This window comes from Buttiauxella izardii (genome assembly GCF_003601925.1).
Lineage (GTDB): Bacteria > Pseudomonadota > Gammaproteobacteria > Enterobacterales > Enterobacteriaceae > Buttiauxella > Buttiauxella izardii.
The window spans coordinates 31,299-48,733 of record NZ_QZWH01000055.1 but is presented as its reverse complement, the minus strand read 5'-3'; the positions used below and the strand labels follow the sequence as shown (position 1 = coordinate 48,733).

Here is a 17,435-nt window from a genome sequence, read left to right as displayed (position 1 = left end):
GAGGGCTGGGGTGAGGGCGACCATCTTAAGCATTAAACACCGTCGCATCTGCGGCTGAAACGAGTGACACCAATGAGTGAAATGATTTACGGCATCCACGCCGTCCAGGCGCTACTTGATAACGCCCCCCAGCGTTTTCGGGAAGTCTTTATTCTTAAAGGCCGTGAAGACAAACGTCTGATGCCTTTAATCCATGCGCTGGAAGCCCAGGGTGTGCCGGTTCAAATGGCAAACCGCCAGTGGCTGGATGAAAAATCTGAAGGCGCTGTGCACCAGGGCATTATTGCTCGCGTGAAGCCAGGCCGTCAGTATCAGGAAAATGACATTCCAGACCTGCTGGCCAGCATCGATACCCCGTTCTTGCTGATTCTGGATGGTGTAACCGACCCGCACAACCTCGGTGCCTGCCTGCGTAGCGCTGATGCCGCAGGGGTACATGCGGTTATCGTTCCGAAAGACCGCTCCGCGCAACTGAACGCAACGGCCAAAAAAGTCGCATGTGGTGCCGCTGAGAACGTTCCGCTTATCAGCGTGACCAACCTGGCGCGTACTATGCGTTTATTGCAGGAATCGAACGTCTGGATCGTGGGTACGGCTGGCGAAGCCGATCACACCTTGTTCCAGAGCAAAATGACCGGCCCAATGGCGCTGGTGATGGGCGCTGAAGGCGAAGGTATGCGTCGTCTGACTCGCGAACATTGCGATGAATTGATCAGCATCCCAATGGCCGGAACGGTTTCTTCACTGAACGTCTCTGTAGCGACCGGTATTTGCCTGTTTGAAGCTGTGCGTCAGCGCAGTTAATTTCCCGTGGGGTGCGTTCGCACCCCGCTTTGTGATCCCCCTCCATGCATAACTGCTGTCACCGTCCATACAAATGGCAATGCCATAAATGGGAGGGAACACGATGCGCTGGCAAACTCACACCGTTTTTAACCAACCGATACCCCTCAACAACAGTAACCTTTTCCTTTCTGATATCTCGTTAACCGAGGCCGTCGCCCGTGAAGGGGCTGGCTGGGATGCTGAACTTCTGGCGAGCATTGGGCAGCAACTGGGCTCGGCTGAATCGCTGGAACTTGGTCGGCTGGCAAATGCAAATCCACCGGAATTACTGCGCTACGACTCCAGCGGCGAACGACTCGATGATGTGCGCTTTTATCCAGCCTGGCATCTTCTGATGCAGGGACTCTGCGCAAACCGGGTACATAATTTGCCGTGGCAGGAAGATGCGCGCCAGGGCTCGTTTGTCGCTCGTGCCGCGCGTTTTGTTCAACATGCACAAGTGGAGGCGGGTACGTTATGCCCGATAACCATGACATTCGGGGCGATTCCCCTATTGCAAAAATCTCTGCCGAAAGAGTTTCACTCCTGGCTTAAGCCCCTGCTCAGTGACCGTTATGACGCCCATCTTTCGCCCGGAGCACAAAAGCGCGGCCTGTTGATTGGCATGGGGATGACCGAGAAACAAGGCGGCTCGGATGTGCTGAGTAACACCACGCGTGCGGAACCTATCGATAAGCGTGGCCCCGGTGAAATGTACCGTCTGGTCGGGCACAAATGGTTTTTCTCTGTTCCGCAAAGTGATGCTCATTTGGTACTGGCTCAGGCAAAAGGCGGGCTTTCATGCTTCTTCTTACCGCGATTTTTACCCGATGGACAACGCAACCAGGTTCGTTTTGAGCGTTTGAAAGACAAACTCGGCAACCGTTCGAACGCCAGCAGCGAAGTGGAGTTTTGTGATGCCACTGCCTGGCTTATCGGCGAAGAAGGTGAGGGTGTTCGCTCGATTCTGAAAATGGGCGGTTACACTCGCTTTGACTGTGCGCTGGGAAGCCACGGCTTAATGCGCCGTGCGCTCTCCGTTGCGTTGTATCATGCTCATCAACGGCAGGCTTTCGGCAAAACACTGATTGATTTACCGATTATGCGCCAGGTTCTGGGGCGTATGGCTTTGCAGCTTGAAGGGCAAACAGCGTTTCTGTTCAGACTGGCCCGGGCCTGGGAATCACCCGGCAATCCACATGAATTAGCCTACAGCCGCCTATTTACACCGGCTGCCAAATTTAGCATCTGTAAATCAGGCATCCCGTTTGTGGCAGAAGCCATGGAAGTTCTCGGTGGCGCGGGTTACTGCGAAGAAAGCGAACTGCCGCGCATCTATCGTGAAATGCCAGTGAACAGCATCTGGGAAGGTTCCGGCAATATCATGAGTCTGGACGTGTTGCGAGTCCTTGCAAAACAGCCCGGTGCTATGGAAATGCTGCATACTGAATTTGATGAAGTGAAAGGGCAAAACCGACATTTCGACCGTAGCTGGCGGCAACTGCAACAACGGTTGCATAAGCCACAAGAGGAATGGGGCAGGGAAATCACTCGTCAATTGGCATTGCTGGCAACGGGTTCGCAAGTGTTGCAGCATCTGTCTCCGCCATTAGGGGAAGCCTGGTGCCGAATGATGTTGGACTCGCGGGGAGAAAGCGTGTTACCGAATCAGGTATTAATTGATGTTTTGCTGCGGGCGACGGGACGCACAGGATAGGAAAAACTAAGCCAGCGCCACAAAAATGAGTTAAATGGCCGCTGGCTTATTTATGCATAAATAATAGCTTGTACACGCCAGCCTTCAGCAAGCTGGTTTTCCTGCATTTTCACGATGCGATAATACGACGCACCGTGTTCATCAGCCTTTAAGGCAATCACTTTTTCCACATCTTGCACGCTACCGGCAATACCATTGACTGAAATCATGCCGATTTCGTTCAAACCCGTCACACAATCTGCGGCGACATCTTCTGCCGATTGCGCTGATGTTGTGATTAACCCAACCGACAACAATAGTGAGGTTAAGGCAAGCGACCGTTTCATAATTAACTCCTTTTTACTTACCCTAAATCAGCAGGGCATTCCTTCGCGTTGGCGAACTCCAGACCTGTCCATTGGCTGAGGTTCATTGTGCATAACAAACGATCAATTGGTGCAAGGCTTTGTAAATCTGCATAAATAAGCAGAGGCAAATTACTTACGGTACAAAATCGCCTGGGCATACCACTGACCCGGCACCACCGTTTCATCGTTCATCACGATGACGTAGTAATCGGCTTTTGCAGCAACGGCCTTTTCTTTCAGCGCCGTTTCCGTATCCATTGGGGAACCGTGCTCAAGTGCCGTCACAGATCCTATTTTGGTTAAACCCTGCGTCTGATAACGCTGGATTTCCTGAGGCGTTCCGGTTGCTGGCGGAGCAGGTTGCGGCGTACCTTGTAACACGCTACAGGCGCTGAGTGTGGTCGCAAGCAGCAAAGCGGATAGCAGTCGCATGATCGTTTCTCGTCTCTTAATAGTCATATTGTAGCTCCGGTTTTTTTCGCAGATGAGGGAATGTTCCCATTCTGTTAGCTTCCCCGCGCTTTTTGGTCGCTTTCGAATGAAAACCGCTAAGCAGATCTCATAGTTAGGAATTCTCCACGAGCGCCAATAGCTTGCCATCCCCATTTTGCTGGCTTACAAAGGAAGTCTCACCCTGATACGGAACGAATCCCATGATAGAAATTTACACCGAAGAGTTGGCTGGTATTGAAGTTCTGCATGCTGTACCCACCGGAAAAAAAGAGAGCCAACTTCCCGTTGTGTATTTTTATCATGGTTTTACATCGTCGAAGCTGGTTTACAGCTACTTTGCCGTGGCGCTAGCTCAGTCTGGAATGCGCGTAATTATGCCTGATGCCAAACAACATGGGGCGCGTTTTGATGGTGACGAAACCGCGCGCCTGTATCAATTCTGGTCGATTCTCAAAAGTAATATTGACGAATTTTCCCAGCTTCACCAGGCCCTGGCTGAGCGCTACCCAGTTGATGAACAGCGCGTTGCTGTAGGCGGGGCATCGATGGGGGGCATGACGGCTTTAGGAATTATGGCGCGTTATTCGCAAGTACGATGCGTTGCGTGCCTGATGGGATCAGGATATTTCATCTCGCTTGGGAAGAATTTGTTTCCGCCGCAGGCGTTGGATCTTGAATCACTTAACGAACTTGCAAATTACGACATCAGCCATCAACTGGAAAAGATTGGAAACCGGCCACTTTTGCTGTGGCATGGTGAACAGGATGATGTGGTTCCGGCGGCAGAAACATGGCGTCTGGAGCAAGCGTTGATTGAGAAAGGCCTGGATAAACAGATGACCTGTTTACGGGAACCTGGCGTCAAACATCGCATTACGCCGACGGCATTAGAAGCCGCCAGGCGCTTCTTTAGCGAAAACCTCTGATCACACCAGAATGACCTGCACGCCCTGAGCTTCAAGCTTTTTGACTACCTCAGGGCTGGCCTGCTTGCCAGTAATCACTAAATCAATTTGTTCTGCCCGGCTAAATAACATGCCCGCTCGTTGCCCGACTTTAGAGCTATCAACCAGCACCGCTAATTTACCGATTACACCCAGCATTTTCTGTTCTGCCATCGCCGTTAGCATATCGGTTTTATAAAGGCCTTCAGCTGTTAAACCCTTTCCGCTGGTAAACATCCAATGCCCGGCATACAGCGACGTTTCGTTGTCCTGAGGACCAAGCGTAATCGAATGGCTTTTATTGTATTGCCCACCCATGATCACCACGCTTTCATGCTCTTGATCGATGAGATAATTCGCCAGCGGCAGGTAGTTTGTGATGATTTGCACTGGCTTGCCGCAAATCTGTTGGCCGAGTAAAAAAGCCGTCGATCCGCAGTTGATCACAACACTTTCACCCTGCTTTACAAGCGCCGAGGCAGCAGTGGCAATACGGCTCTTTTCATCGTGATTCTGTGCCAGATGAATATTCATCGGCGTCCAGCGTAATCGCTGCTGGCTAATCGCTTCGGCACCGTTACGGACTTTTTTCAGCCTGCCGCTTTCATCCAACTTATTAATGTCGCGTCGCGCGGTCGCTGGAGAAATAGCAAGCCGTTCCATAACTTGTTCAACCGTAACAAATCCTGTTTGCTGAAGTAGATCAAGCAGGATCTGATGGCGTTGTGCTTCTGTCATGCTAATTTCCGATGAAAGATGATTTTTTAAGATGATATTTGATAAATGATGAAATGCCTAAAAGAAAAGCCGGGTAATGCTCCCGGCATCTGGACATTACAGGAATGATTTAAACGGCAAATCAGGTTCCAAGGTAAAGCAATCATCAAACCCACGCGGGTAGTGATACTCGAATAGGTCTTTATCCAACGGCCAGGTAAATTTGCCGCCCACCTGCCAGATAAAGGGCTTAAAGCCATATTTCAGACGATCTTTCTTCATATTCCACAGTACGCGGATCTCTTGTGGATCGGCCTGGAAATTCGACCAGATATCATGGTGAAAAGGAATCACCACTTTAGTATTCAGGGACTCAGCCATACGCAAGATATCGGCACTGGTCATTTTGTCGGTAATGCCGCGTGGGTTCTCACCATATGATCCCAGAGCCACATCAATCTGATGGTCATTTCCGTGCTTTGCGTAATAGTTGGAATAGTGGGAATCTCCACTGTGGTAAAGATTGCCCCCTGGCGTTTTAAATAAATAGTTCACCGCGCGTTGATCCATGCCGTCTGGTAATACGCCAGCAGCCTTTTCTCCTGCGGGTAAGGTGATAAGTGCAGTGCGATCAAAGGCATCGAGTGCGTGAATTTCAATATCTTTCACTTTTACGATGTCACCGGGTTTCATCACAATGCAGCGTTCGCTCGGAACACCCCAGCCAATCCACAAATCTACGCAGGTTTGCGGCCCAATAAACGGCACATCATCGGCGCAATTTTGCATCACGGCGGCAGCAACGTTGACGTCGATATGATCGTTGTGATCGTGTGTTGAAAGCACCGCATCAATACTGCGAATGGCGAAAGGATCGAGCACAAATGGCGTGGTGCGCAGGTTCGGCTGTAATTTTTCAACACCCGCCATGCGCTGCATTTGGTGGCCCTGTTTCATCAGCGGATTGCCGTGGCTTTGCTTGCCCGTGCCACACCAAAAATCAACGCAAACATTCGCCCCACCCTGAGATTTCAACCAGATACCCGTGCAACCCAGCCACCACATAGCGAAAGTTCCAGGAGCCACGACTTCCTGTTCAATCTCTTCATTCAGCCAGCTTCCCCATTCAGGAAAGGTATTCAATATCCAGGACTCGCGGGTAATCGTCTTAACCTTACTCATCATTTTTCTCCTCCGAACTCATTTTTAATCAATTTAAATCATTTTGTGATTTCATTTGATAAATACTGACATCAAAAATTTAACTTGAGAAGTGTTTTTTGACAGTGATTTTTGCGATTCAGATACATCAAAACTGAGTAAACATTGAAATTGCAGTGTTTTTTATTTTGTATCTTAATGATTTTTATTAAGTATTTTATGATTTTTATTCGGGATTATTACCCATTATGTAACTGGGGGAAATAATTTGCGTGGCATCTCACAATTAATCATTTTCAATCTTGTTGTGATTACTTTTGATAAATAAAGTGAGTGCCACCTTACTTCAGCCTGTTTGTTATCGAAACAGGGAGCGACTACCCAACGGAGAGCTTTATGGAGACCCTATACAACGTCTTTACCATCTTCTTTAACCAGGTAATGACCAATGCCCCCCTATTGCTAGGGATTGTGACCTGCCTGGGCTATTTGTTATTGCGAAAAAGCGCCAGCGTCATCATCAAAGGCACCATCAAAACGATTATCGGTTTTATGTTGTTGCAAGCGGGTTCCGGCATTTTGACCGGCACGTTTAAACCCGTCGTGGCAAAAATGTCTGAGGTGTATGGAATTAACGGTGCGATCTCAGACACCTACGCCTCGATGATGGCGACAGTCGAAAGGATGGGGGACGCGTACAGTTGGGTAGGTTATGCGGTGCTACTGGCATTGGCTCTCAACATCAGTTACGTGTTGCTGCGCCGGATTACGGGTATTCGCACCATCATGCTGACTGGTCACATCATGTTCCAGCAAGCCGGTTTAATCGCGGTGTTCTTCTTCATCCTCGGTTATTCGATGTGGACGACCATTATCTGCACTGCCGTTCTGGTTTCCCTGTATTGGGGCATCACCTCAAATATGATGTTCAAACCCACTCAGGCGGTGACGGAGAACAGCGGCTTCTCAATCGGACATCAACAACAATTCGCTTCATGGATTGCCTACAAAATCGCACCGTATCTGGGTAAAAAAGAGGAGAGCGTTGAAGACCTTAAACTGCCCGGCTGGCTGAATATCTTCCATGACAACATTGTTTCCACCGCCATTGTTATGACGCTGTTTTTTGGTGTGATCCTCTGCTCATTCGGCATCGACGTGATGCAAGCCATGGCGGGTAAAACGCACTGGACTATCTACATTCTGCAAACCGGCTTCCAGTTTGCGGTGGCGATTTTCATCATCGTGCAGGGCGTCAGAATGTTTGTTGCCGAGCTTTCTGAAGCCTTCAACGGCATCTCACAATGCTTAATTCCTGGTGCGGTTCTTGCCATCGACTGTGCGGCAATTTACAGCTTCGCACCGAATGCGGTGGTGTGGGGCTTTATCTGGGGAACCATTGGCCAGCTTATTGCCGTCGGCATTCTCATCGCGATGGGTTCTTCCATCATGATCATCCCAGGCTTCATCCCGATGTTCTTCTCCAATGCCACGATTGGCGTGTTTGCTAATCACTTCGGCGGCTGGCGCGCTGCGCTAAAAATCTGCCTGGTGATGGGCATGATTGAAATCTTCGGCTGCGTGTGGGCAATAAAACTAACCGGACTGAGCGCCTGGATGGGCATGGCCGACTGGTCAATTCTGGCACCACCGCTGATGCAAGGGCTAACGCTGGGCCTGTGGTTTATGGGCGTCGTTATCGTGATTGCACTGATTTATATGTTCTTCGCCAGTCGCACATTGCGTCAGGAAGAAGATGCAGAAAAACAACTGACGGAATCCTCCGCTAATTAAGGAATTGAGATTATGACCGTACGCATTCTCGCTGTTTGTGGCTGTGGGCAAGGCAGTTCCATGATTATGAAAATGAAAGTGGATCAGTTTCTTACTCAGGAAGGGATTAACCATACCGTTAATAGCTGCGCGGTAGGTGAATACAAAAGTGAGCTAAGCAGTGCTGACATCATTGTTGCTTCGACGCATGTCGCCAGTGAAATCACCGTGTCGGGCAATAAACACGTGGTGGGAGTTCGCAACATGCTTTCTGCCGCAGATTTCGGCCCGAAACTGATGGACGTGATTCGCGAACATTTCCCACAGGATATGAAGTAAGGAGCGCCGATGAAATTACGTGATTCTTTGGCTCAGAACCATTCCATTCGTCTACAGGCCGAGGCTGCAACCTGGCAGGAGGCGGTAAAAATCGGCGTCGATTTGCTGGTGAATGCCGATGTTGTCGAGCCGCGCTATTACCAGGCGATTCTCGATGGTGTAGCGCAATTTGGCCCTTACTTTGTCATCGCACCGGGTCTTGCCATGCCGCATGGTCGGCCAGAAGAAGGAGTAAAACGTACAGGCTTCTCACTGGTGACGCTGAAAAACCCGCTGGTGTTTAACCATGAAGATAACGACCCGGTGGATATCCTTATCACGATGGCCGCCGTGGATGCCAACACGCATCAGGAAGTCGGCATAATGCAGATCGTTAACCTGTTTGAAGATGAAGCCAATTTTGAACGTTTACGCGCCTGCCGCAGCGAGCAGGAAGTACTGGATTTAATCGACCGCGCTACGGCGTCTGCAACTGCTTAAGGAGCTTTTTATGTCTCATTCATTACCGATGCTGCAAGTTGCGCTGGATAACCAGACGATGGCAGATGCTTATAAAACCACGCGCCTGATTGCCGAGGAAGTCGACATCATTGAAGTGGGCACCATTCTTTGCGTGGGCGAAGGTGTCCGTGCGGTGCGTGATCTTAAGGCGCTTTATCCACATAAAATTGTACTGGCAGACGCCAAAATTGCCGATGCCGGGAAAATCCTCTCGCGTATGTGTTTTGAAGCTAACGCAGACTGGGTAACGGTGATCTGCTGCGCCGATATCAACACCACCAAAGGCGCGCTGGAAGTGGCGCACGAATTTAACGGCGACGTACAAATCGAGCTGACCGGATTCTGGACGTGGGAACAGGCGCAAGAATGGCGCGCTGCCGGAATTGAACAAGTGGTTTATCACCGTAGCCGTGATGCACAAGCAGCGGGCGTGGCCTGGAGCGAAGCAGATATCAGTGCCATTAAACGTCTTTCCGATATGGGCTTCAAAGTGACCGTTACCGGTGGCCTGGCGCTGGAGGATTTACCTCTGTTTAAAGGTATCCCGATTCACGTCTTTATTGCCGGACGCAGCATTCGTGATGCCGCTTCGCCGGTAGAAGCCGCACGCCAGTTCAAACGCACCATCGCCCAGCTCTGGGGATAAGGACGGCTCATGCTGCATAAGCAAGTTCCATTGGGTATCTACGAAAAAGCACTTCCCGCAGGGGAGTGCTGGCTGGAAAGGTTACAACTGGCCGCCAGCCTGGAATTCGATTTCGTGGAGATGTCGATTGATGAAACTGACGAACGCCTGGCGCGTCTGGACTGGAGTCGTGAGCAGCGCTTTTCTCTCGTTCAGGCGGTGGCACAAACCGGCGTCCGGGTTCCTTCAATGTGCCTGAGTGCACACCGCCGCTTTCCCTTGGGCAGTGAAGACGATGCAGTGCGCAATCAGGGGCTGGAAATCATGCGTAAAGCCATTGAATTTTCGCAGGATGTCGGGATTCGCGTGATTCAACTGGCGGGTTATGACGTTTATTACCAGCAAGCGAATGATGAAACTCGTCGCCGTTTCCGCGAAGGTTTGATGCTGGCCGTTGAAATGGCGAGTCGGGCGCAGGTGACGCTGGCGATGGAAATCATGGATTACCCATTGATGAATTCCATCAGTAAAGCCATGGGCTACGCGCATTACCTGAATAACCCGTGGTTTCAAATCTACCCGGATATCGGCAATTTATCCGCATGGGATAACGACGTGCAGATGGAACTGGAAGCCGGGCGCGGGCACATCGTCGCGGTTCATGTCAAAGACACCCGGCCAGGCATATTTAAAAATGTGCCTTTTGGAACCGGCGTAGTGGAATTTGAACGCTGTTTTGAAACGTTGAAACGCAGTGGTTATTGTGGGCCGTATTTGATTGAAATGTGGAGTGAAAGTGCTTCCGACCCTATCGCTGAGGTAACGGCTGCTCGTGACTGGGTATTAGCTCGCATGGCTTCTGCAGGGCTGGTGGAGGTTAATCATGCAGCAGCTTAAACAGCAGGTATTTGAAGCGAATATGGCATTGCCACGTCATGGTCTGGTGACGTTTACCTGGGGTAATGTCAGTGGTATTGACCGTGAGCGCCAGTGCATTGCCATCAAGCCCAGCGGCGTGGCCTACGAAACAATGTCTGCCGATGACATGGTTATCGTGGATATGAACGGAGTCGTAATTGAAGGGAAATATCGCCCCTCGTCGGATACGGCTACACATCTGGCGCTTTATAAAAAGTACCCCGAACTTGGCGGTGTGGTTCATACCCACTCCACTCACGCTACAGCATGGGCGCAGGCCGGGTTAAGTATTCCTGCGCTTGGCACTACACACGCCGATTACTTTTTCGGGGATATTCCGTGTTCTCGCCCATTAACCTGCGAAGAAGTGCAGGGTGAATATGAGCTGAATACCGGAAAGGTCATTATTCAAACCTTGGGAGAGATTAATCCGCTGCATACTCCAGGAATTGTCGTTTATCAGCATGGCCCGTTTGCATGGGGAAAGAATGTCGAAGATGCGGTGCATAACGCGGTAGTGATGGAAGAAGTGGCACGAATGGCGTGGATTGCCCGTGAAATTAACCCACAGCTCAAACCCATCGACAGCTATTTGATGAACAAGCACTTCCAGCGTAAGCACGGCGCAAATGCTTATTATGGGCAGAATGAATAGGAATTCTGCAACCTGGGTGGTTATCCACTAAATACTTTAAGTTGCAGGAAGGCGACAAGGACGTAAGTCCCTGGGAGCATAGATAACTATGTGACCAGGGCGCATGGACGCAGTCAACGCATCGGCAGCTTAAAGTATGACGGGGATAAAAAAAGCCCCCGCAAGCGGGGGCAACGTTGGCTTTCTATGTCGTTGTGGTATTCCTGGTGTTAACGCTTTACTTCACTACTTCATTCATTGCATTCGTTTACCGATAGATGTCAGCGCTGACGCGCATATTGCCGTTGCTATCGGGCTCTCTCAGCAGTATTGAGTGGTAGTACTTTGCTCGGTGTTGGTCCGCATCGTCATTAATGGCGACTTCGGCCTCTTGCTCAGTAGCAAAATTATGATTGATGTAAATCACGCCCAAACTCATCACATCGTCCATATTTTGGGCCTGACGACCATCAATCTTGATAGCAGCTGTCGCATTTGAACAAAGCAAAAGAATAGCGGCAAAAGCCAGTGCAATAGTTTTCATATTCCACCTCCTCACTACAACTCAATGTGTCAGATGGGGTCGTCGCTCCTGTTAATAAATAGTGGCGGCCTATGAGAACAAGTGTAAACCCTCAAGGTTGAATAAAAAGCGACCATTTCTGATGATGTTGGTCAAAAATTTTAAGCGATTAAGCTCAAAGTTATAGATTTCACTGAGTTAGCCTGGTGTTGAAGTTTCATCCTTCATGCAAAAGAATTAATTTCTCTATTACCTTGAGTTTGCTGGGCTCCGCTTGTATGATTACGCGTCAATTTTTCGGCCGCCTTTATAAACACGTTCCTTGCTTCCATGGGCCGCGGCTGACCCTGACAGGAGGCTGAATAATCCGTAAGGAGCAATTCGATGCGTCATTACGAAATCGTTTTTATGGTCCATCCTGACCAGAGCGAACAGGTTCCGGGTATGATCGAACGTTACACTGGTGCAATCACTGCAGCAGAAGGTACGATCCACCGTCTGGAAGACTGGGGCCGCCGTCAGCTGGCTTACCCGATCAACAAACTGCACAAAGCACACTACGTTCTGCTGAACGTTGAAGCTCCGCAGGAAGTGATCGATGAGCTGGAAACTAACTTCCGCTTCAACGACGCCGTTATCCGTAGCATGGTTATGCGTACTAAGCACGCGGTAACTGAAGCTTCACCAATGGTTAAAGCTAAAGACGAACGTCGTGATCGTCGCGATGACTTCGCTAGCGAAACTGCTGATGATGCAGATGCTGGGGATTCTGAAGAGTAATTTCCAATGACGGCCAACCGCCTGGTTTTGTCTGGCACAGTGTGCAAGACGCCTCTGCGTAAGGTTAGTCCGTCAGGAATTCCTCATTGCCAGTTCGTGCTTGAGCACCGCTCTGTGCAAGAGGAAGCCGGTTTAGATCGGCAGGCGTGGTGCCGTATGCCAGTTATTATTAGCGGGCACGCACACTCAGCCATTACTCACAGTATAACGGTCGGCACGGTACTTACAGTTCACGGTTTCATTAGTTGCCATCAGGCAAAAAATGGTCTGAACAAAGTGGTATTGCATGCCGAGCAGATTGATTTGATAGATTCTGGAGACTAGCCAAATGGCACGTTATTTCCGTCGTCGCAAGTTCTGCCGTTTCACAGCGGAAGGCGTTGTAGAGATTGATTATAAAGATATCGCTACACTGAAAAACTACATCACTGAAAGTGGTAAAATTGTCCCGAGCCGTATCACCGGTACTCGTGCAAAATACCAGCGTCAGTTGGCTCGCTGCATCAAGCGCGCTCGTTACCTTTCTTTGTTGCCATATACTGATCGTCATCAGTAATCGGCCACTGTCCATTAACGACTTTGAGAGGATAAGGTAATGCAAGTTATTCTGCTTGATAAAGTAGCAAACCTGGGTAGCCTGGGTGATCAGGTTAACGTTAAAGCGGGCTATGCTCGTAACTTCCTGGTACCACAGGGTAAAGCTGTTCCTGCTACCAAGAAAAACGTTGAATTCTTCGAAGCACGCCGTGCAGAACTGGAAGCTAAATTAGCTGACGTTCTGGCTGCTGCTGAAGCTCGCGCTGCGAAGATCAACGCACTCGAAACTGTTACCATCGCGTCTAAAGCTGGCGACGAAGGTAAACTGTTCGGTTCCATCGGTACTCGCGACATCGCTGATGCAGTAACTGCAGCTGGCGTTGAAGTGGCTAAGAGCGAAGTTCGTTTACCGAACGGCGTTCTGCGTACCGCTGGTGAGCACGAAGTGGACTTCCAGGTTCACAGCGAAGTATTCGCTAAACTGACTGTAAACGTGGTTGCTGAAGCGTAATTTACGCTGATTCACACGTAAAAACGCCGGCCTCGTGCCGGCGTTTTGCATTTTACTCGTCATACTTCAAGCCGCAGCCGCTTTGGCTTCGTTCGTTCACCTCAGTCACTTACTTTAGTAAGCTCCTGAGGATTCACTCCAAATCCGCCTTGCTGCAACTGGAATTATTTAGAGTAAGACTCGCGTATTAACGCGCCCGAATAAAGCTGCCATCTGGCTGACGGGTAAACAGCACTTGCTGATCGTTACCAATATCAATCGTTAGCCCCGTCACCACGCCATTCGCATTCTGGCGAATCTGCACCATCTGCCCGGTTTGCAATGTACTCAACGGCTTATTGCCGCCTTCTACCTGCGCCATGGAATAAACATCTGCGGGCGGTAAATTATGGTCGCGGAACAGTTGCGCCATGGTTTGCCCGGACTCGACACGGTACGAACGCCATTGCTGCTCAATATCATTATTAGCGTGTGGAACAGGAGCCTGAGTTTCGGCTTGCGGTTGTTCTTCAACGCGAGACGGTTCTACAGGAGCAGCAGGTTCAGTATTAGCGGGTGGGTTGACTAAGTGGGCACGAATAGGGGATTGCGACTCAATAGAAAGCTGGGCGTCGCGCGTTACCGGGCGTGTAGTTTCATCAGGCGTAGGCCAAAGGAAACCGAGCACCACCACTAACGCAGCAATAATAATCCCCCGACGATGCATGGCCGGAAGGGGGTCCATCAGGCGGAAATTATCGGGTGCATGCCAAATCCGCTCAAGCCAGGGTTTAACAGCGAATCGCATCGGCAACTCTCCTCATTTTCACACAATGTGCTGTGTACATTTGTCCACCCCATTATAGAACGCTAACTGTCTGATGCACTGAATAAACCATTGTTCCTGTTTCCTCCGCATTTGTCACCTTTGCCGCTTTTGCATTTTACCCGCCAGGATGACGCTGTTATGCTGCGGGCTTGCTTTTAAACACATAAAGGAAATCCCATGACGACCCCTTCTTTTGACAGCGTCGAAGCGCAAGCAAGTTACGGTATTGGTTTACAGGTAGGTCAACAACTGAGTGAATCTGGTCTGCAAGGTCTGCTGCCAGAAGCGCTGGTAGCGGGTCTGCGTGATGCGCTGGAAGGGAATGCTCCGGCAGTTCCGGTTGACGTGGTTCATCGCGCCCTGCGTGAAGTTCACGAGCGTGCTGATGCCGTTCGCCAGGAACGCCAGAAAGAAATGGCTGTTGAAGGGCAGAAATACCTGCAAGAAAACAGCAACAAAGAAGGCGTGAGCAGCACCGAATCTGGTCTGCAATTCCGCGTTCTGACCCAGGGCACAGGCCCAATCCCGGCACGTAAAGATCACGTTCGCGTGCACTACACCGGCAAACTGATCGACGGAACCGTGTTCGACAGCTCCGTGCAGCGTGGCGAACCAGCGGAATTCCCGGTAAGCGGCGTTATTGCTGGCTGGATTGAAGCGCTGACTCTGATGCCAGTTGGCTCTAAATGGGAACTGACTATCCCTCAAAACCTGGCTTACGGCGAGCGCGGCGCGGGTGCGTCCATTCCTCCGTACAGCACGCTGGTTTTTGAAGTTGAACTGCTGGAAATTCTGTAAGCGTTCAAGCGACCCCGCCACGGCGGGGTTTTTATTTGGCTGTTAACAAAATCAGCATGATTTTATCTGGTAAACACTTCCTTCATAAGTGTTTGTGTGAGGCTCATCACTCTTTAGCCGTGATTTTGCACTCAAAACAAACATTAAATTAACAAAAAATTCAATCTTAGTGTTCAACCCGCCGATTCTTCCCTACTATCATTGCGTTCCCCGGAACGACAACATCACATCCTCAAAATTTAAATAAAGGCCAGAAGAGCCTGAACGCAACAGACAGGAACAGGAAAACACAACATGGTAGATCAGATAAAAGTTGCAGACGCTGCTGAGGCACCGTCTGAACAGTCTCTACGGCGCAATTTAACCAACCGTCACATCCAGCTCATCGCCATTGGTGGCGCCATCGGAACCGGCCTGTTTATGGGCTCCGGAAAAACCATCAGCCTCGCCGGGCCATCCATCATCTTCGTCTACATGATCATCGGCTTTATGCTGTTCTTCGTGATGCGAGCGATGGGCGAACTGCTGCTTTCAAACCTCGAATACAAATCCTTCAGCGACTTCGCAGCGGACTTACTCGGCCCGTGGGCGGGGTATTTTACCGGCTGGACGTACTGGTTCTGCTGGGTTGTTACCGGCATGGCCGACGTGGTGGCGATAACCGCCTACGCGCAGTTCTGGTTCCCGGGGCTTTCAGATTGGGTGGCCTCGCTCTCGGTTGTTGTCTTATTGCTGACCTTAAACCTCGCCACCGTGAAAATGTTCGGGGAAATGGAGTTCTGGTTCGCGATGATTAAAATCGTCGCCATCGTCGCGCTGATTGTTATCGGCCTGGTGATGATTTTGACTCACTTCCATTCTCCATCCGGTGTCGAAGCCTCCATCAATAACTTATGGAATGACGGCGGCTGGTTCCCGAAAGGCATCAGCGGATTCTTTGCGGGCTTCCAGATAGCGGTATTTGCATTCGTGGGTATTGAGCTGGTCGGCACCACTGCGGCTGAAACAAAAGACCCAGAAAAGTCACTGCCACGCGCCATCAACTCGATTCCGATTCGTATCATCATGTTCTACGTGTTCGCGCTGATCGTGATTATGTCGGTAACGCCATGGCGTTCAGTGGTGCCGGATAAGAGCCCCTTCGTTGAACTGTTCGTGCTGGTGGGATTGCCTGCCGCCGCGAGTATTATCAACTTTGTGGTGCTGACTTCTGCGGCATCTTCGGCAAACAGCGGCGTGTTCTCTACCAGCCGCATGTTGTTCGGCCTCGCGCAAGACGGCATGGCACCGAAAGCGTTCGCCAAACTCTCCAGACGTGCGGTTCCGGCGAAGGGTTTAACCTTCTCCTGTATCTGCCTGCTGGGCGGCGTGGTGATGCTCTACGTGAACCCGAACGTGATTGCGGCATTCACCATGATCACCACCGTGTCGGCGATTCTGTTTATGTTCGTCTGGACGATTATTCTGTGCTCGTACCTGGTGTACCGCAAACAGCGCCCGGAACTGCATCAGAAATCCATCTACAAAATGCCGCTCGGCAAGTTTATGTGCTGGATGTGTATGGCGTTCTTCGTGTTTGTGATTGTGCTGCTGACGCTGGAAACCGATACCCGCCAGGCGCTGATCGTAACGCCATTGTGGTTTGTGTTGTTGGGTGTGTGCTGGATGTTTATCGGCAAGAAGCGCATTGCGACAATGCGTAAGTAATTTTACCCTCACCCTAGCCCTCTCCCACGGGAGAGGGGATCGTACGGTTTTCTCCCTCTCCCTGAGGGAGAGGGTCGGGGTGAGGGGATTTATTCCCCAGCCAAAGCCCGTGGAAACAGCACGTTATTCTCAAGACTGATGTGATTCATCAAATCATCAATCAACTCATTAATTCCGTTATACATTGCTTTCCAGGTTGTACACGCTTCCGGTGGCGGCGTCACATTATTGGTGGTGTGCTTGATCACTTCCAGCAATTCGCCAGCGTCATCATGCTCACTTTCCATCACGCTAATCGGGCCGTTGGCCTGCGTTCCCATGCCATTTTTAATCATCGGGAACAGAATCTGTTCTTCTTTCATCATATGGCTGCTCAATTCCTGATGCAGCATGGTGAGATACTTCGCCAGCCCCTTCGGTACATTCGGTTTATCGGCATGCACGCGCTCAACTTTGGTGGCCTGAAGGATAAGCTCCGGCAGTTGTTCGCGGTGGCGGTCGTGATAACGCACCAGAATATGGTCGATGATTTCCGCCAGTGGCGCGCTTTGCCAGTCTTTATCGACAGGCTCTACCGCAAGCGCTGCGAGTTCTGCTTCAATCGCTTCCAGATCCAATTCTTTGCGCGTTGCCGCACGCTCAAGCGTCTGTTTCCCGCCGCAGCAAAAATCGAGATCCAATTTACGGAACAGCGCAGAAGCGCGCGGAATAGTTAAAGCCAGTTCACCTAAAGGTTGATCGCGAAAAGCCATGAGCAGTTACCTCGTTGTCGATAATATAAGATGCATATTAAATGCATCTTTAAGTCGGCGCTATG

The 17,435-nt window shown here is 50.4% G+C and carries 22 protein-coding genes; 15 read left to right on the top strand and 7 right to left on the bottom strand.

Features of this window, described 5'->3' with window-relative positions:
* Positions 1-72: 72 nt before the first annotated feature.
* On the top strand, positions 73-804 hold the full coding sequence (gene rlmB / locus D6029_RS19935) for a 23S rRNA (guanosine(2251)-2'-O)-methyltransferase RlmB (RefSeq protein WP_120066434.1): 732 nt from the start codon (positions 73-75) through the stop codon (positions 802-804).
* A gap of 103 nt (positions 805-907) precedes the next feature.
* Positions 908-2,542, top strand: coding sequence for an isovaleryl-CoA dehydrogenase (locus tag D6029_RS19930; RefSeq protein ID WP_120066433.1), 1,635 nt, complete (start codon positions 908-910; stop codon positions 2,540-2,542).
* 50 nt (positions 2,543-2,592) lie between these two features.
* Here the strand turns inward: D6029_RS19930 and D6029_RS19925 are convergent, their stop codons facing one another.
* Complete coding sequence (locus D6029_RS19925) at positions 2,593-2,868, bottom strand: YdgH/BhsA/McbA family protein (protein ID WP_034461185.1); 276 nt, start codon at positions 2,866-2,868, stop codon at positions 2,593-2,595.
* A 150-nt stretch (positions 2,869-3,018) separates the two neighbouring features.
* Positions 3,019-3,348, bottom strand: coding sequence for a biofilm peroxide resistance protein BsmA (gene bsmA / locus D6029_RS19920; protein WP_120066432.1), 330 nt, complete (start codon positions 3,346-3,348; stop codon positions 3,019-3,021).
* Positions 3,349-3,542: 194 nt separating this feature from the next.
* Here bsmA and yjfP point away from each other — a divergent pair, with 194 nt between their 5' ends.
* Positions 3,543-4,268, top strand: a complete 726-nt coding sequence (yjfP, locus tag D6029_RS19915; protein ID WP_120066431.1) for an esterase — start codon at positions 3,543-3,545, stop codon at positions 4,266-4,268.
* Here the strand turns inward: yjfP and ulaR are convergent, their stop codons facing one another.
* Positions 4,269-5,024 (bottom strand): HTH-type transcriptional regulator UlaR, encoded by a 756-nt coding sequence (gene ulaR, locus D6029_RS19910; RefSeq protein WP_120066430.1) that lies wholly within the window; start codon positions 5,022-5,024, stop codon positions 4,269-4,271.
* A 96-nt stretch (positions 5,025-5,120) separates the two neighbouring features.
* Complete coding sequence (ulaG, locus tag D6029_RS19905; RefSeq protein WP_120066429.1) at positions 5,121-6,185, bottom strand: L-ascorbate 6-phosphate lactonase; 1,065 nt, start codon at positions 6,183-6,185, stop codon at positions 5,121-5,123.
* A gap of 375 nt (positions 6,186-6,560) precedes the next feature.
* On the opposite strand from ulaG, the gene ulaA reads away from it, so the two are divergent.
* The 6 genes from ulaA to D6029_RS19875 are packed head-to-tail and all read left to right on the top strand — an operon-like array spanning position 6,561 to position 10,975.
* The gene (gene ulaA, locus D6029_RS19900) at positions 6,561-7,958 is read left to right on the top strand and encodes a PTS ascorbate transporter subunit IIC (RefSeq protein ID WP_120066428.1); all 1,398 of its coding nucleotides are present in this window, start codon (positions 6,561-6,563) and stop codon (positions 7,956-7,958) included.
* Positions 7,959-7,970: 12 nt separating this feature from the next.
* On the top strand, positions 7,971-8,276 hold the full coding sequence (ulaB, locus tag D6029_RS19895; RefSeq protein WP_120066427.1) for a PTS ascorbate transporter subunit IIB: 306 nt from the start codon (positions 7,971-7,973) through the stop codon (positions 8,274-8,276).
* A gap of 9 nt (positions 8,277-8,285) precedes the next feature.
* On the top strand, positions 8,286-8,756 hold the full coding sequence (ulaC, locus tag D6029_RS19890) for a PTS ascorbate transporter subunit IIA (RefSeq protein ID WP_120066426.1): 471 nt from the start codon (positions 8,286-8,288) through the stop codon (positions 8,754-8,756).
* Positions 8,757-8,766: 10 nt separating this feature from the next.
* Positions 8,767-9,423 (top strand): 3-keto-L-gulonate-6-phosphate decarboxylase UlaD, encoded by a 657-nt coding sequence (locus D6029_RS19885; RefSeq protein WP_120066425.1) that lies wholly within the window; start codon positions 8,767-8,769, stop codon positions 9,421-9,423.
* 9 nt (positions 9,424-9,432) lie between these two features.
* Positions 9,433-10,299, top strand: coding sequence for an L-ribulose-5-phosphate 3-epimerase (locus D6029_RS19880; RefSeq protein WP_120066424.1), 867 nt, complete (start codon positions 9,433-9,435; stop codon positions 10,297-10,299).
* Positions 10,286-10,975, top strand: coding sequence for an L-ribulose-5-phosphate 4-epimerase (locus D6029_RS19875; RefSeq protein WP_120066423.1), 690 nt, complete (start codon positions 10,286-10,288; stop codon positions 10,973-10,975). The genes D6029_RS19880 and D6029_RS19875 overlap by 14 nt, the downstream gene beginning before the upstream one ends.
* Before the next feature lie 247 nt (positions 10,976-11,222).
* Here D6029_RS19875 and D6029_RS19870 read toward each other — a convergent pair whose 3' ends face one another.
* Complete coding sequence (locus D6029_RS19870) at positions 11,223-11,498, bottom strand: YdgH/BhsA/McbA family protein (RefSeq protein ID WP_120066422.1); 276 nt, start codon at positions 11,496-11,498, stop codon at positions 11,223-11,225.
* A gap of 363 nt (positions 11,499-11,861) precedes the next feature.
* Here D6029_RS19870 and rpsF point away from each other — a divergent pair, with 363 nt between their 5' ends.
* Genes rpsF through rplI form a run of 4 tightly spaced genes read left to right on the top strand, consistent with a single transcriptional unit; the run spans position 11,862 to position 13,305 of the window.
* Positions 11,862-12,257 carry a 30S ribosomal protein S6 gene (gene rpsF / locus D6029_RS19865; protein ID WP_034492828.1) on the top strand — a complete coding sequence of 132 codons (396 nt, stop codon included), beginning with the start codon at positions 11,862-11,864 and terminating at the stop codon, positions 12,255-12,257.
* Positions 12,258-12,263: 6 nt separating this feature from the next.
* A complete protein-coding gene (gene priB, locus D6029_RS19860; protein ID WP_120066421.1) occupies positions 12,264-12,581 on the top strand; it encodes a primosomal replication protein N in 318 nt (105 codons plus the stop codon).
* 4 nt (positions 12,582-12,585) lie between these two features.
* Positions 12,586-12,813: a 30S ribosomal protein S18 gene (rpsR, locus tag D6029_RS19855; protein ID WP_002210155.1), complete on the top strand. Its 228-nt coding sequence runs from the start codon at positions 12,586-12,588 to the stop codon at positions 12,811-12,813.
* Positions 12,814-12,852: 39 nt separating this feature from the next.
* Positions 12,853-13,305, top strand: coding sequence for a 50S ribosomal protein L9 (gene rplI, locus D6029_RS19850; protein ID WP_120066420.1), 453 nt, complete (start codon positions 12,853-12,855; stop codon positions 13,303-13,305).
* A 187-nt stretch (positions 13,306-13,492) separates the two neighbouring features.
* On the opposite strand, the gene D6029_RS19845 is transcribed toward rplI, so the two are convergent.
* Positions 13,493-14,098: an OapA family protein gene (locus tag D6029_RS19845; protein WP_120066419.1), complete on the bottom strand. Its 606-nt coding sequence runs from the start codon at positions 14,096-14,098 to the stop codon at positions 13,493-13,495.
* A gap of 192 nt (positions 14,099-14,290) precedes the next feature.
* Between D6029_RS19845 and fklB the strand changes: the two genes are divergently transcribed.
* Positions 14,291-14,911, top strand: a complete 621-nt coding sequence (fklB, locus tag D6029_RS19840) for an FKBP-type peptidyl-prolyl cis-trans isomerase (RefSeq protein WP_120066418.1) — start codon at positions 14,291-14,293, stop codon at positions 14,909-14,911.
* 294 nt (positions 14,912-15,205) lie between these two features.
* The gene (gene cycA, locus D6029_RS19835; RefSeq protein ID WP_120066417.1) at positions 15,206-16,618 is read left to right on the top strand and encodes a D-serine/D-alanine/glycine transporter; all 1,413 of its coding nucleotides are present in this window, start codon (positions 15,206-15,208) and stop codon (positions 16,616-16,618) included.
* Between the two features lie 89 nt (positions 16,619-16,707).
* Here cycA and ytfE read toward each other — a convergent pair whose 3' ends face one another.
* The gene (ytfE, locus tag D6029_RS19830) at positions 16,708-17,370 is read right to left on the bottom strand and encodes an iron-sulfur cluster repair protein YtfE (RefSeq protein ID WP_120066416.1); all 663 of its coding nucleotides are present in this window, start codon (positions 17,368-17,370) and stop codon (positions 16,708-16,710) included.
* Positions 17,371-17,435: the final 65 nt, after the last annotated feature.